Raw genomic sequence first — 15,227 nt, 5'->3', positions numbered from 1 at the left:
GCCGGTTTTAATGCAGCAAAGGTGGACATCCTCATGATGCGTCTTTGTGCTGTTATGGTTCTTTTCCTGCTGGGCGGCCTGATTTCAGTGCACGCCGCGCCTGCGCCGCACCCGCACTGGAGTGTGGGCTTCCACCGCATGACGTTTCTCGACCCGCTCGACCTGCAGCCGATGAAAGCCGTCGCCTTCTACCCCTCCACCGGGCTTGAGCACACCACGCAGTTGGGCGCCTACCATGTCGCGGCCACTGAAGATGCGAAGATCGCCATCGGGCGTTTCCCGATGTTGATGCTGTCCCATGGCAACACCGGTACGCCACTGGCCCTGCATGACCTGGCCACCTCGCTGGCGCGCAAAGGCTTTGTAGTGGTGGCGGTGCTGCACCCGGGTGACAACTACAAGGACCACAGCCGCCTTGGCACCGTGAGCAACCTGTATGGCCGGCCGATCCAGATTTCCGAAGCCATCACCGCCACCCTGGGCGACCCGATGCTGTCGCCGTTCGTCAACGTCAATCAGGTCGGGGTCATCGGCTATTCGGCTGGGGGTGAAACTGCGTTGATCCTGGCGGGGGCCAAGCCGGATTTCGACCGCCTGCGCCGCTATTGCCAGGAGCGCCCGGAAGACCGCGACGCCTGCACCACCAAAGGTGAGCTGGTGGTTGACCGTGACGACCTGCAACCGCAATCCGACCCGCGTATCCATGCCTTGATGCTGATGGCGCCGCTGAGCTTGATGTTCGGCCGCCAGACGTTGGCTGATGTGCATGTGCCGGTGTTGCTCTACAGCGGCGACGGCGACAAGCTGGTAGCCGTGGACAAGAACGCCGCGGCCCTGGCGCGCAAGCTGCCGGAGCCGCCGGACTTCAAGCTGCTGGCCGGGGCCGGGCATTTTGTGTTCATGGCGCCGTGCGACAGCGATCAATTGGCGGCGATGCCGGCGATCTGCACCGATGCCGATGGCGTCGACCGCGAAGGCATCCACCGTGACCTGATCTCCGAGGCCGGGCGCTTTTTCGGCCACACCCTCGGCCAATCCACCCGCGCCGGGTTGCAGACTGCCGATCAGTAAGCGCGACGCTTGAGCGACACCGTCAAGCCCAGGGCGGTGACCGACAGCAGCGCTGCGCAGAAGAAAATCCAGCCGTAGCCGAGGTTCAGCGCCACGGCGCCCATCAGTGGCCCGGCAATCGCCAGGGCCAGGTCGAAAAACACCGCATAGGCACTCAAACCCGCGCCCCGGCTGCTGTTGGGCACTTGCTTGATGGCTTCCACGCCGAGCGCCGGGTACACCAGCGACAAGCCGAAACCGGTCAGCCCGGCACCGATTAAGGCCACGCCAGTGGAGGGTGCCAGCCACAGTAGCGTGAGGCCCACGGTCTCGATGGTCATGCAGGCAATGGCCGCGCGAAAGCCGCCGAAGCGGCTGATCGCCGAGATGAACACCAGCCGCGACAGGATAAAGCACACGCCAAAGACCGTGAGGCAGTACGCCGCGCCGGCCCAACCGCGGTTGAGGTAATACAGGGTAATAAACGTGGTCAGCGTGCCGTAGCCGATCGACGCCAGGCACAGGCTCGCACCAAACGGCGCGATGCGCCCGAACACAGCCCAGAACGGCAGGCGCTCGCCACGCACCACCGGCACCGAGGGCTTGTTGCGGATCAGCACCAGGCCCAATGCCGCCAGTACCGTCAGGGCGATGCCCAGGCTGCTGTAGCCATAGTCGGCGACCATCACCACCCCCAGCGGTGCGCCGATGGCGATGGCGCCGTAGGACGCAATACCGTTCCAGGAAATCGAACGCGCGGTGTGTTCGGCGCCCACCGCGCCCATGCACCAACTGATGGTGCCCACGCCGATCAGGCCCTGGGCCACACCCAGCAGCAGCCGGGCAGCAATCAGGATGGCCAGGCTCAAGTTGGGCAGGCTTTCTGCCAGCGTGGCGAAAAACGTCAGCACACCACTGAGCAGAATGCCCGCCAGGCCCAGTACGATCGCGCGCTTGGTGCCGACGTTGTCGGACATGCGCCCGGCCATGGGGCGGCTGAGCAGGGTGGCCAGGTACTGCGAGCCAATGGTCACGCCGGCCACTACTGCGCTGAATCCCAGTTGCTCGTGCACATAACCAGGAATGACCGCAATCGGCAGGCCGATGCAGATGAACGCGATGAAGGTGTAGAAGACAATCGAGACGATCTGCAGGGTGATCGACAGGGAACTGGGGGCGGCGTCAGACATGGTCACTCATTCGCGGGCGGGCGGTGAGGGCATGATGGCAAGGGGCAGGGGGAAAAGGAAGCAGGCTAACTACTTTGTTTGAAGTGGAGTGGGGCTTTGATTTTGGTGAGCAAGCTTATTGGTAGTGTGCAGGCTTATTGCAGTGTGCAGGCCTATTTGTGGTGAGCAAGCTTATTTGAGGTGGCAGGCTTATTTGAGGTGAGCAAGTTTATTTGAGGTCAGCAAGCTTATTTGAGGTGAGCAAGCTTATTGTGGCGAGCAGGCTTGCCCTGCGTTGGGCTGCGAAGCAGCCCCTATAAAAAGCACCGCGTTCTGCCAGACAGAGCGCGGTGTTTGAATTTAGGGCTGCTTCGCAGCCCAACGCAGGGCAAGCCTGCTCACCACAATAAGTCTGTCAGCGACAATAGGCCTGTCAGTCACAGCAGGCTTGCAAGTCACAGCAAGCCTGCTCACCACAACGACGCGATTTAGAACACCACGCCTTGGCTGCGCAGGTAGTCATCGTAGGTGCCGCTGAAGTCGATCACGCCGGTGGCGCTCAACTCGATGATGCGGGTGGCCAGGGACGATACGAACTCGCGGTCGTGGCTGACGAAGATCAGCGTGCCCGGGTAGTTCTCCAGCGCCAGGTTCAGCGCTTCGATGGATTCCATGTCCAAGTGGTTGGTCGGTTCGTCCATGATCAGCACGTTCGGCTTTTGCAGGATCAGCTTGCCGAACAGCATGCGGCCTTGCTCACCACCGGAAATCACCTTGACCGACTTCTGGATCTCGTCGTTGGAGAACAGCATGCGACCCAAGGTGCCACGGATCATCTGTTCGCCTTGCGTCCACTGGCCCATCCAGTCGAACAGGGTGACGTCGTCTTCGAAGTCATGCGCGTGGTCCTGGGCGTAGTAGCCCAGTTCCGCGGCGTCGGTCCACTTGATGCTACCGGCATCCGGGGTCAGTTCGTTGACCAGGGTGCGCAGCAGGGTGGTTTTGCCGATACCGTTCGGGCCGATGATCGCCACGCGCTCGCCGGCTTCAACCTGGAAGCTGAAGTCCTTGAACAGCGGCTTGCCGTCGAAACCCTTGGCCATGCGCTCGACGATGACCGCCTGGCGGTGCAGTTTTTTGTTCTGCTCGAAACGGATGAACGGGCTCACGCGGCTCGAAGGCTTGACCTCGGCCAGCTGGATCTTGTCGATCGCCTTGGCACGCGAGGTGGCCTGCTTGGCTTTCGAGGCGTTGGCCGAGAAGCGGCTGACGAACGATTGCAGTTCGGAGATCTGCGCTTTCTTCTTGGCGTTGTCCGACAGCAGTTGCTCGCGGGACTGGGTCGCCACGGTCATGTACTCGTCGTAGTTGCCCGGGAACAGGCGCAACTCGCCGTAGTCCAGGTCAGCCATGTGGGTGCACACGCTGTTCAGGAAGTGACGGTCGTGAGAGATGATGATCATCAGGCTGGAGCGCTGGGTCAGGATGTTTTCCAGCCAGCGGATGGTGTTGATGTCCAGGTGGTTGGTCGGTTCGTCGAGCAACAGCACTTCAGGATCGGAGAACAGCGCCTGGGCCAGCAGCACGCGCAGTTTCCAGCCGGGCGACACTTCGCTCATCGGGCCGAAATGCTGTTCCAGGGGAATGCCCAGGCCCAGCAGCAGTTCGCCGGCGCGGGATTCGGCGGTGTAGCCGTCCATCTCGGCGAACTCGGTTTCCAGCTCGGCCACGGCCATGCCGTCTTCTTCGCTCATTTCCGGCAGCGAGTAGATGCGATCACGCTCGGCCTTGACCTTCCACAGTTCCTCGTGGCCCATGATCACAGTGTCGAGTACGGTGAATTCTTCGTAGGCGAACTGGTCCTGGCGCAGTTTACCCAGGCGAACATTCGGCTCCAGCATGACCTGGCCGCCCGACGGATCGAGGTCGCCACCGAGGATTTTCATGAAGGTCGACTTGCCGCAACCGTTGGCACCGATCAGACCATACCGGTTGCCGGCGCCGAACTTGACCGAAACGTTCTCGAAGAGCGGCTTGGCGCCGAACTGCATGGTGATGTTAGCTGTGGAGATCAATTACTTTACCTATCAATGGGTTGCGAGCGTGGCGGCAGGAGCCTTCAGGCATGCATCAACAGCGACATCAAGGCGCGAAACCCGGTCGCTGAGCAAAAAATGGGGGATGTGTGTTGGAATTTGGCGCGCATTGTCGCATATGTCAGGCGACAGTTGTATGGCAGGCGAAAGATGCTTTCACCAAGGTCTCCGGCATCGCCAGCCAGACCAGCGCCAAGGCCACCGCAGCCACGCCCGCGAGGGTCAGGAACGCCGCGTTGTAGCCAGCCTGTTGCACCACCAGGCCGGCCAGGCTGCTGCTCAATGCCGCGCCCAGTCCAAAAACAGTCGACAGCGCGCCCAGGCTGACGTTGAAGCGTCCGGTACCCTGGGTCAGGTCCTTGACGATCACCGGGAACAGCGCGCCGAAGATCCCTGCGCCGATGCCATCGAGCATTTGCACTGCCACCAGCCAGTAGGGGTCGTTGGACAGCGTATAGAGCATTGCGCGCAAGGGCAGAATCAGGAAACCGGCGAGCAGCAGCGGCTTGCGTCCCCACACATCGGCCTTGAGGCCCACCAGCCAGGCCATCGGCACCATCACCAATTGCGCCGCGACGATGCAGGCCGACGTCAGTGGCGTGGCCATCTGCAGGTTGATTTGCGCCAGCTTCTGGCTGACCAACGGCAGCATGGCGGCATTCGCCAGGTGAAACAGCGCACAGCAAATGGCAAACACCAGCAGGGGGCGGTTGGCCAACAACACGCTAATGCCGGACGGCTGTTCGTGGTCATTGGAGTGGGCCGGGTCGAAACCACGGGCGACCTCATGGTCGATCGCCTTCGCCGAGACGCAACTGACCGCAACGATACTGGCCGCCGCCATAAACCCCATCAGGTAAAACACCACCACCGGACCAAACAGATACGCCAGGCCCCCGGCCAGTAACGCGGCCACGGCATTGCCGGCATGATTGAAGGTCTCGTTGCGCCCGGTGCGGCGAGTAAAGGCGCGCGGCCCGGTGATTCCCAGAGAGATGGCAGAGATGGCGGGGGCGAAGACCGAGGCAGCAATGGCGCTGGCCGCCTGTGTAACGGCCACCAGGCTGAAAGAACTGACAAATGGCAGCAGCAGGCAACTGACCGTCACCAAAATCGCCGCCACTGCAATCACCGCACGTTTACTGCGCGTGCGATCAATCAGTGCGCCCGCCGGGCCTTGAGTGATCAGCGCAGCAATCCCCGCCAGCGTCATGACCACGCCGATGCTGGCCGGGTCCCACTTGTGTACCGCCAGCAGATAAATCGCCAGGTACGGACCGAGGCCGTCGCGCACATCTGCCAGAAAGAAATTCAGGCCGTCCAGGGATAGGGTATTACGCAGATCGGAGGGCTTGGCCATGGCGCGGTCTTCGCAGAGGGTGTTCAACGGCTGAACACTGCATGGCGTAGTGACCTGCAAGGTTTGCGTTAAGTTTCGTACGTCTTCCGGGGTTTTAATCCGCAGGCTCTTGGCTTATTTTCAGTCCCTCGCTGTAACAATTATCTGGAGACGCAATGGACATGCCCTCAGCTCAGCAGGCGATCACCTCTAACAAGGATGCCTGGGACCAATCCGCCGGCCTGCACAGGACCACCGACACCTGGAACGCGCTGCTCAGCCGGGTCGGCGCTGCGGATTTTTCCTGCCTGGACCCCACCATCACCGGCTTGCTGCACGACATCGGCGTCGCGGGCAAGGACGTGGTGCAACTGTGCTGCAACAACGGTCGCGAAAGCCTGTCACTGTTCGGCCTCGGCGCGCGTTCGGTAGTGGGAGTCGACCAATCCCGGGCGTTTTTGCAGCAGGCCCATGAGTTGGCTGCGGTTTCTCCGCACAGCCCGGAATTTATCGAAAGCGATATTCACCAGTTGCCGCACCACCTGCACCGGCGATTTGATATCGCCCTGGTGACCATCGGTGTGCTGGGTTGGATGCCGGATGTGGCACTGTTCATGCGCCATGTCGCCGACACCTTGAAGCCCGGCGGCACGCTGGTGATGTATGAAACCCATCCGTTCCTGGAGGTGTTCGACCCCCGCGCGCAAAATCCGCTGCTGCCCGCCCATTCGTACTTCCAGCGTGAGCCGTTTGTGCTGCAGGAGTCGATTGTCTATGAAGGGCAGGGCGAAGTGACCGGGCCGACCTCCTATTGGTATGTGCATACGCTGGGGGATGTGGTCAGTGCCGCGATTGATGCGCAGCTGCAGATCAACCACCTGCAGGAATACGGCCACTCCAATCGCGAAGAACTCTACGACCAGTACGAGCACCAGCCTGCGCAATTACCCCTGTGTTTTACCCTCGCCGCGACCAAGCGTGCGCCCTGAGTCGGGGCTTTCCGACCGGCCAAAAAAAGCCCGCGAGGAGAGGCGGGCTAAGGGATTCACTGGAGTAGGTAGGCTTCACCCTATAGACCCGCAAGTGAAGGCTTTGTGAAAATGCTGTCGCAAGTTCGGATGAACCGGGGTCAAGTACGGCGCACGAAAGTGCGCATGGTTTGACCTGGGCCAGTACTGAACGAGAGGGGCCTGGGCATACTTTCATCTGCGGCAATAAACACAAACTCATCCCCTTCGAGGCGATAACTGGCGGGCAATTGTTTGCCGGCATCCTCTCCTATGGAGTCCACCCAGGTAATGCTCTTGGGAACCGTGGTGCTGTCCAGGGAAAACCGTCCAGCCAGCAATACCTCGCCACTGACGGTCTTCACTTCGAAGTGCTCGCCGGTAATCGTGGTGATTGCGCCTGGAGCGGTGTGGGCATCGGGGGGATTGAGCACGCCGCTGTCTTCGAGTGAGGTCTGCTCCCAGGCACCTTGCAGGGCTAGAAAATCCGGGTCTGAAATGGATGACATACAAATTCCTTTTTGCTGAAGGGCCAATCGCTGGTCGTTAGGGACAATGTGGCAGGTTTGCGTACCAGAAGCTTAACCGCGTGTAGGAATTGTCTTATTTTTCAGGTTTAAATGTAATTTTTCCTTTCCCGACAGGCAATTAGCGTTACTTTGCCTGGCCGCCGGGTAACGTCTCGTAACGGACCGTCTATGCTCCGGGTGTCTGCCAGTCATGACACCCGGGTAACTGAAATGAAACGTCACGCCGTCAGGTGTGAAGGTTCAATCAATTGGGTGGTCCCTCTGCCGGCAGAGGGCCATGTGTATCGTGTGCCCGGACGTTGCCCCCTGTTTATTCAGTCGTTATCCAGGTTTGATTTTTTGGGCACTGGATTTCAACTCATCAGGGTGTATGAATCTTGAATAACACTCCCCAGCTTCATCAACATTTACCGTCGGACGAGATTGATCTATTTGAACTGTTTCACGCGATCTGGAAGCACAAGAAACGGGTCGTCGGTTGCACGATTCTGGCGGGCCTTCTGGGAGTAGGCTACGCGGTTCTGGCACCGAGGGTTTACCAGGTGAGCAGTGTGCTTCGGCCTGCAGCGATCAATGAATTGGATGCCCTGAATCGCTCTGACGTCTACCGGCTGCCACCCGCCGAGGCATTGGCCAAGGTGGGCATGCAATTGGACTCTTACGAGGCCCGCCTGGGTTTTTTCCGGGCTAACCCGGCACTGTTCGAAGCGTTCCAGCGTCCAGGGCGAAGCCTGGAGCAGAGCTTTGAAGCGTTCAATCGCAATGCCATCAACCTGAGTTTGCCGGATCCAAAAAAATCCGCCCCCCTCGACAGTTCCATCCGGCTGGAAATGCAGTACCCCACGGGCATTGACGGCGTGGCGATTCTCAACGGATTCGTCGACTACGCGATTGCGCAGGAGCGCAGCCAGGTGGGCGCGGATTTCAAGGTGATCGTCAACAATCGTCTTAATGAGCTCAAGGGCAAAATTGACGCGGCGCGGGGCAATTACGAAACCGCCAAGGCGGCGAAAATCGCCAGGCTTTTGGAGGACGATAAGGTCAAGCGCGCACGACTGCAGGACGAACTCAGCGCCTTGCACTTGCAACTGAAGATGGAGCGTACCAGTCACCTGGCGGAACTCGACGAGGCGATCTCGATTGCCAGGGCTGTCGGCATCCGGACTCCCACTGCGCCCTCGGCCATGGGCGCTGATGCTTCCGGTAGATCCAGCCAGGTCATGCGCACCGTGGTGACCAACCAGAAGCTGCCACTGTATTTCATGGGTACGGAAGTCCTGGAAGCTGAGCGCAAGGCACTGCAACGGCGTACCAACGATGATTTCACCAACAGTCGTGTCGCCGAGATCAGCAAGGAACTGCGCATGCTTGATGTGAATCGTGAGGTCGAGGTGCTCAACGATCGCAAGAATGAGGATATATTCCTGCAGAACGTGGAGCCCTTGTGGGCAGAAGAGGCCCGGCTGCGCAGCCTCAACATCGACATGAGTACGTTGAAATTGGTGACGGTGGACCGCCAGGCCCAGGAACCGCTGAACCCGATAAAACCCAAGGGCGCGTTGATTATCGCCCTTAGCGTTGTGGCCGGGCTGCTGCTGGGTATATTGCTGGCATTGATTACCCACTTCGCGCAGGTGCGACGTGAAAACGGGCCTTTTTCGGTGACCGCCGATCGCCGTCTCCCGCTGCGCTAGCACGGGCCAGACACCTCGCGGGCGCGCTGTAAAGCCTGCCCGCCGAGGTCGTCGCCCATCACATTCACAAGACAGCTTTTCACAATTCTTAGTTAACTTTTGGTTACAACTTGTGGCTAAATAACTGCCAATGGCCACGAACCAGGTTGTCAACCAGGCTTGGTGCCGATTGTGTGAATTGTGATTTCAGGTGCTGCTATCCATCCTCGGCCGTTGTGGGCGCGCAGGAGCAGCCTGTTCTCTTCTGACTTGTGACGAAATCCCTTGAAACTCATCATTGTTGTTCTCTACGTTGCCTCCATCGCGTATGTACACCTGCGCGGTCGAGTGCGGCACAAGCTGGGCCGTCAGCTCAGCGATCACTCGACCTTCCTTGCACCGATCAACTGCTTTCTCTACCTCTTCTCCAAGCTGCCCAGCCGACCGTATCTGTCGCCGAGTGATTTTCCCGACCTGAGCCCGTTGCAGGAGCACTGGGAGGAAATCCGCCAGGAAGGCCAGAACCTGATGCGGGCCGGCGAAATCAAGCGTTCCGACCAATACAACGACGTCGGCTTCAACTCGTTTTTCAAATCTGGCTGGAAGCGTTTCTACCTGAAGTGGTATGGCGACAGCCACCCGTCGGCGATGAAGTTGTGCCCGCGCACCACCGAACTGGTGCAGAGCATCGGCTCGATCAAGGCGGCCATGTTCGCCGAGCTGCCACCGGGCTCGAAACTGGTGCGTCACCGTGATCCGTATGCCGGGTCGTACCGCTACCACCTGGGCCTGGAGACGCCGAACGATCCTGGCTGCTACATCAATGTGGATGGCGAGAATTACTACTGGCGCGATGGCGAGCCGGTGATGTTTGACGAGACCTACATTCACTACGCCGAAAACACCACGCAGCAGAACCGCATCATCCTGTTCTGCGACATCGAGCGGCCAATGAAATACCGCTGGGCCGCCGCCTTCAATCGCTGGTTCAGCCGCAACGTGATGGCCGCCGCCGGCTCGCCCAACGACGATGGGGACAAGACCGGCGGGCTGAACCGTGCGTTTACGCGCCTGTACAAGATCCGCCTGCGCGGCAAGGAACTGAAAAAGCGCAACCGTACGCGCTACTACCTGGAAAAGTGGGCGATCTTCGCTGCACTGGCGTTGATCTTCGTGCTGATCTGACACCGGGCAAGGGCACGACTCACTCCGGTGGTGTCGCGCCCAGCTTGTCCCACATCTTGCGGGTGATCTTCTGCCGATTGGCATAGCCCGCCCACGGGTCACTCTTCAGGCTATTCAAGCGTTCCTGCAGGTTGGCCACCGTCCATTGCTGCGCACCGCGCAACCCCTTCAACTCCTCGCGACTCACCGGTACCGATACCGGCAGGCCCGGGCGTGCCCGCACGGAATAGGCCGCCACCGTACTGGCGCCTCGCGCGTTGCGCAGGTAATCGATAAAGATTTTGCCGACACGATTCTTTGGCCCGGAGGTGGCGGTGAAACGCTCTGGCAGTTGTGCGGTCATGAACTGCGCGACAGCCTTGGCGAAGGCTTTCACCGTGTCCCAGCCATCGCGCCGCGCCAGCGGAACAATCAGGTGCAAGCCCTTGCCGCCGCTGGTCTTGACGAAGGCCTCCAGGCCCAGTTCGTCAAGCACCGACAGGGTCAGCTGCGCCGCTTCCAGCATGGTTTTCCACGGCAGTGCGGGGTCCGGGTCGAGGTCCAGCACAAACAGGTCCGGCGTCTCGATCTTGTCCGTGGTGGCGCCCCAGGTATGCAGCTCGATGGTGCCCATTTGCACGGCCCCGAGCAGCGCGCGAGGGCTGTCGATTTCCATCAGGCGGGCGTGGCCTGGGTCCAGTGACGGGTCCAGCTGCTTGATGTTGGGAATGGCCAGGCGCTCCGAGTGCTTCTGGAAGAACTGCTCGCCGTCGACGCCTTCGGGTGCCCTCAGCAATGAGACGGGCCGGTGGCGCAGGAAGGGCAGGACCCACTCGCTGATGCTCTGGTAAAACGCGGCCAGTTGCTGCTTTTGCGTGCCGCTTTGGGTGTCGATGATCCGCTCGGGGTGCGTAATGTTCACCCCGTCGCTGGTTTTTTTGGCACTGGAGGACTTGGGGGCTTTCAGCGATTTCGCCGCGCGCGGCTGCTCATGGATGATCTGTGCCGCAGGCTTGTCGCTACGCATCCCGACAAACGCAGCCTGGCGTACCACGCCTTCGCGGGTCCACTCGGCAAATTGCACCTCTCCGACCAATGTCGGCTCCACCCAGTGCACGCCACGCGCCTGGGCACTGGTCAGGGGTTTTTCCAATGCGGAGGTCTTGCGTTCCAGCGGCGTGAGCTGGGCGTAGATGGCTTTCAACGCAGCCTGGTCAAAGCCGGTGCCGACCCGCCCGGCATAGACCAGGCCGCTGCCGTCATTGACGGCCAGCAGCAGGGCGCCAAAGCCGCTGCGTGAACCCTGGGGTCGGGTGTAGCCGATAATCACGAACTCCTGGCGCAGCCGGCACTTGAGCTTGATCCAGTCGGCATTGCGGCTGGAGCTATAAGGGCTGCCCGCACGTTTACCGATCACGCCCTCCAGGGACAGGTCGCAGGCACTCTCGAAAATATCGCGCTGGTTGGCGGCGAACGCTTCGGAGAAACGCAGCAGTTTGCTGCGGCTGCCGGACAACGCAGCCTTGAGTGCGGCCCGGCGCTGCTCCACCGGCGCCTCGCGTTGGTCCGCGCCGTTGAGGAATGGCGCGTCGAACAGGTAGTAGACGATATCCAGGCTGCGGCCGACATCAAAGGCGTTCTGCAACGCCTGGAAGTCCGGCAGGCCGTCGCCGTTCAGGCTTACCATTTCGCCGTCGAGCCAGCTGTCCTTGAGCTTGAGTGCTTGCAAGGCCTTGGCCTGGCGCGGCAGGCGCTCGGTCCAGTCGTGGCCGTTGCGTGTGAACAAGCGCACCTCGCCATCGCGGATGCGCGCCAGCATGCGGTAGCCGTCGAACTTGATTTCATACCGCCAGTCGCCTTCGGGCGCGCGGTCGACCAATGTCGCCAGCTGCGGGGAAAATTGCTCGGGGAGGGCGGTTGCAGCCTTCTTCGGCTTGGCCTTGGCCTTGGCCTTGAGTTTGGGTTTTGCGGTTGGCTTGGGAGTGCCTAGGGATGCGTTGCTGAGTACGCTGTCAGGCTCGGCCGCAACGATGTCGTACTCGGCGGCGGGGCGCGCCTGCGGGTCTTTTTCCTTGATCAGCAGCCATTGTTCTTTGTCGCCGCTGCCCTTGAGGCGTGTACGCACCAGCGTCCAGTCGCCCGAGAGTTTTTCACCGACCAGGGTGAATTTGAGCTTGCCGGCGGCGTAGGCCTTGCGCGGCTCGTCATGCGGTTGCCACACGCCGCGATCCCATACGATGACATCGCCGGCCCCGTACTGGCCGGCGGGGATGCTGCCCTCGAAGCTGCCGTAGCCGAGCGGGTGATCTTCAACGTGCACCGCCAGGCGTTTCTGGCTCGGGTCCAGGCTCGGGCCCTTGGGAACCGCCCAACTCAGCAGCACACCGTCCAGCTCCAGGCGAAAGTCATAGTGCAGGTTGCGCGCGGCATGTTTCTGGATCACGAAGCTCAGCGCCGAGGCCTTGCGTTTGCCGGTCGGCGTGCTGCCTGACGGTTCGGCGGTGATTTCAAAATCGCGCTTGCGGTTGTATTCGCTCAAAGGCTTTGCCATGGCGTGCTCCAGCGTATGGCAGGCTCAAGAAGCCTTTTTGGTGGATTTTTTCGCGGCCGGTTTTTTCGCCGCCGGTTTGCCGGCCAGGCTGCGCTTGAGCAATTCCGTCAGGTCGATCACGTCGGCAGACTTGCGCTCCTCGCTGCCTTCCTGGGATTCCACATCTTCGATCTTGCCGGCCTTGGCCTTCTTCGCCACCAGTGCCATGATTTTCTCCTGGAAGCTGTCGCGGTATTCCTCGGGCTGCCAGTCGGCGCTCATGTCTTCCACCAGGCGCTTGGCCATGTCCAGCTCGCCCTTGGCCAGGTTGGGCTTGGTCACGTCGCTGCCGAGTTCGAGTTCATCCAGGCTGCGCACTTCGGCGGGCCAACGCAGCATCACCAGGACCAGCGCCGACTCCAGGGGCATCAGCGCGGCCAGGTGCTGCTTGGTGTGCAGCACCACATTGGCCAGGGCGACCTTGCGGGTTTTCTTCAGGGTTTCGCGCAGCAGGGCGTAGACTTTGCCGCCGCGTTTGTCCGGGGCCAGGAAGTAGGGCGTATCGATGTTCTGCAGGGGGATCTGGTCGCTGTCGACGAAGGCGATGATTTCGATGGTCTGGGTCGACTTGGGGTGGGCCGAGCGAATCTCGTCCTCACTGAGCACCACATAGCGGCCTTTCTCGAAGGCCACCCCTTTGACGATATTCTCCTTGGTGACTTCCTTGCCGGTGGTCTTGTTGATGCGCTTGTAGCCGACCGGGTCCATGCTGCGCTTGTCCAGCCAGTCGAAATCCACACCTTGGGAGGAGGTGGCGGAGACCAGTGACACCGGGATGTGTACCAAGCCGAAGCTGATGGCACCTTTCCAGATAGAGCGTGGCATACGTACGATTCCTTAAGCAGGGGCTGTGTTCTGGTGACTCGAAGGTCGCGGGAAAAGTTTCCCCCGCCAGATACGCGGACAGATCGTGTTACACCTGATGAGAAAGTATTTAGTGTCGAAAGCCGAACCCAAGGCGTAGCGTGTTATCGAAAGCACGTAACCCTCGCCCCAGAGAGGCTTTGCCATGAACAGCTGTGTGCGTCACCTCGCAGTGCTGGCGTTGGGCCTGGCACTGCTGCCGTTGGCCCAGGCGCAAAGCCTGCCGGGCTCAAGCGACTCCAATAACAGCCCGATTCACCGGGCCAACCCCAACAGCATGCAGGGCACCCAGCCCACTGCGCCGTTGACCCGGGGTATCCAGACCGGCCCGACCCAGCGCACCCCGACCCTGGAAAATGGTGGCATCGGCAATCGCTATCCCCAGCGCAACGCCGCGCCGAGCCGTCCGGCCACCGAAACCAAAGCCCCCACCTATGATGTCAACGGCAATCGCCGGTAAGGACTCTGCTTATGTTTGTACGTAAAACCCTGTTAGCCGCGCTGTGCGCAACCACTTTGCTGCCACTGACCGCCGTGTATGCGGCCGATGCCCAACAGTTCCCCAGTGAACAAGGCAGCATCACCGCCACCCCTATCGCCAAGGGCCTCGACCATCCGTGGGCCGTGGCGTTTCTGCCGGATAAGCAAGGCTTCCTGGTTACCGAGCGGCCAGGCCACCTGCGCTTTGTCAGCCCGGACGGCAAGCTGTCGGCACCCTTGACGGGCGTGCCGCAGGTGTGGGCCAAGGGGCAGGGCGGCTTGCTCGATGTGGTGCTGTCGCCGGACTTCAAGCAGGATCGACTGGTCTATCTTTCGTACGCTGAAGGCGGCGGCAAGGACGGTAAAGCCGGTACCGCCGTCGGCCGTGGCCGCCTGGCGCCAGACCTCAGCGGCTTGACCGATTTCAAGGTGATCCTGCGCCAGGAGCCGAAGCTCTCCACCGGCAACCACTTCGGTTCGCGCCTGGCGTTTGACCGCGATGGCTACCTGTTCGTGACCCTGGGTGAAAACAACGATCGACCGACCGCCCAGGACCTCGACAAACTGCAGGGCAAGGTCGTGCGCATCTACCCGGACGGCCGCGTGCCGGACGACAACCCCTTTGTCGGCCAAGCCGGGGTACGCCCTGAAATCTGGTCCTACGGCCAGCGCAACCCTCAGGGCCTGGCGCTCAACCCGTGGAGCGGCACGATCTGGGAAAACGAGCACGGGCCGCGCGGCGGGGATGAAATCAATATCATCGAGCGCGGCAAGAACTACGGCTGGCCGCTGGCAACCCACGGCATCAATTACTCGCTGACACCGATCCCCGAGGCCCAGGGCAAGACCGTGGAAGGCACCGTGCCGCCGCATCACGTCTGGGAAAAATCACCGGGCATCAGCGGCATGGCGTTCTATGATGCCGATCGCTTCAAGCCATGGCAGCACAACGTGTTTATTGGCGCACTGGTCAGCCAGGAGTTGATCCGGCTGCAGTTCGATGGCGACAAGGTGGTCCACGAAGAGCGTTTGCTCGGCGACTTGAAGGCGCGGATTCGTGACGTGCGGCAGGGGCCGGATGGCTACCTGTATGTGCTCACGGATGAAGATAACGGCGTGTTGTATCGGGTGGGGCTGAACCAGGACTGACGGACACTGCAAATACCAATGTGGGAGCGGGTCTGCTCGCGAAAGCGCTGCGTCAGTCGTTAAAGATGTTGGCTGAACCATCGTCTTCGCGAGCAAGCCCGCTCCCACAGGTGGGC

The 15,227-nt window shown here is 60.9% G+C and carries 12 protein-coding genes; 6 read left to right on the top strand and 6 right to left on the bottom strand.

Annotation, left to right across the window (positions count from 1 at the left end; translation table 11 throughout):
• The first annotated feature begins 33 nt into the window (after window positions 1-33).
• Complete coding sequence (locus AC07SI_RS05445) at window positions 34-1,071, top strand: alpha/beta hydrolase family protein (protein WP_065904995.1); 1,038 nt, start codon at window positions 34-36, stop codon at window positions 1,069-1,071.
• On the opposite strand, the gene AC07SI_RS05440 is transcribed toward AC07SI_RS05445, so the two are convergent.
• From AC07SI_RS05440 to AC07SI_RS05430, 3 genes are all read right to left on the bottom strand, one after another.
• Complete coding sequence (locus AC07SI_RS05440) at window positions 1,065-2,240, bottom strand: MFS transporter (RefSeq protein ID WP_120448501.1); 1,176 nt, start codon at window positions 2,238-2,240, stop codon at window positions 1,065-1,067. The two genes, AC07SI_RS05445 and AC07SI_RS05440, sit on opposite strands and share 7 nt — an antisense overlap.
• 467 nt (window positions 2,241-2,707) lie before the next feature.
• A complete protein-coding gene (locus AC07SI_RS05435; RefSeq protein ID WP_010210624.1) occupies window positions 2,708-4,294 on the bottom strand; it encodes an ABC-F family ATPase in 1,587 nt (528 codons plus the stop codon).
• A 142-nt stretch (window positions 4,295-4,436) separates the two neighbouring features.
• Window positions 4,437-5,675, bottom strand: a complete 1,239-nt coding sequence (locus AC07SI_RS05430) for an MFS transporter (protein WP_495005321.1) — start codon at window positions 5,673-5,675, stop codon at window positions 4,437-4,439.
• A 155-nt stretch (window positions 5,676-5,830) separates the two neighbouring features.
• Here AC07SI_RS05430 and AC07SI_RS05425 point away from each other — a divergent pair, with 155 nt between their 5' ends.
• Window positions 5,831-6,643, top strand: coding sequence for a class I SAM-dependent methyltransferase (locus tag AC07SI_RS05425; protein WP_495005320.1), 813 nt, complete (start codon window positions 5,831-5,833; stop codon window positions 6,641-6,643).
• 140 nt (window positions 6,644-6,783) lie between these two features.
• Here the strand turns inward: AC07SI_RS05425 and AC07SI_RS05420 are convergent, their stop codons facing one another.
• Complete coding sequence (locus AC07SI_RS05420) at window positions 6,784-7,170, bottom strand: TIGR03067 domain-containing protein (protein WP_495005319.1); 387 nt, start codon at window positions 7,168-7,170, stop codon at window positions 6,784-6,786.
• Window positions 7,171-7,568: 398 nt separating this feature from the next.
• On the opposite strand from AC07SI_RS05420, the gene AC07SI_RS05415 reads away from it, so the two are divergent.
• Window positions 7,569-8,885 carry a Wzz/FepE/Etk N-terminal domain-containing protein gene (locus AC07SI_RS05415; RefSeq protein WP_495005318.1) on the top strand — a complete coding sequence of 439 codons (1,317 nt, stop codon included), beginning with the start codon at window positions 7,569-7,571 and terminating at the stop codon, window positions 8,883-8,885.
• Between the two features lie 264 nt (window positions 8,886-9,149).
• Window positions 9,150-10,049, top strand: a complete 900-nt coding sequence (gene lpxO, locus AC07SI_RS05410) for a lipid A hydroxylase LpxO (protein WP_065905003.1) — start codon at window positions 9,150-9,152, stop codon at window positions 10,047-10,049.
• Between the two features lie 19 nt (window positions 10,050-10,068).
• On the opposite strand, the gene ligD is transcribed toward lpxO, so the two are convergent.
• Window positions 10,069-12,579, bottom strand: coding sequence for a DNA ligase D (gene ligD, locus AC07SI_RS05405; RefSeq protein WP_495005317.1), 2,511 nt, complete (start codon window positions 12,577-12,579; stop codon window positions 10,069-10,071).
• Between the two features lie 24 nt (window positions 12,580-12,603).
• Window positions 12,604-13,443 (bottom strand): non-homologous end joining protein Ku, encoded by an 840-nt coding sequence (gene ku, locus AC07SI_RS05400; RefSeq protein WP_065905007.1) that lies wholly within the window; start codon window positions 13,441-13,443, stop codon window positions 12,604-12,606.
• A 184-nt stretch (window positions 13,444-13,627) separates the two neighbouring features.
• Between ku and AC07SI_RS05395 the strand changes: the two genes are divergently transcribed.
• Window positions 13,628-13,942 (top strand): hypothetical protein, encoded by a 315-nt coding sequence (locus tag AC07SI_RS05395; protein WP_495005316.1) that lies wholly within the window; start codon window positions 13,628-13,630, stop codon window positions 13,940-13,942.
• A gap of 11 nt (window positions 13,943-13,953) precedes the next feature.
• Window positions 13,954-15,111 (top strand): PQQ-dependent sugar dehydrogenase, encoded by a 1,158-nt coding sequence (locus AC07SI_RS05390; RefSeq protein ID WP_120448506.1) that lies wholly within the window; start codon window positions 13,954-13,956, stop codon window positions 15,109-15,111.
• Window positions 15,112-15,227: the final 116 nt, after the last annotated feature.

It is taken from the genome of Pseudomonas sp. GW821-FHT05D12, from assembly GCF_059419825.1.
This window is presented reverse-complemented; position numbering and strand designations above follow the sequence as displayed.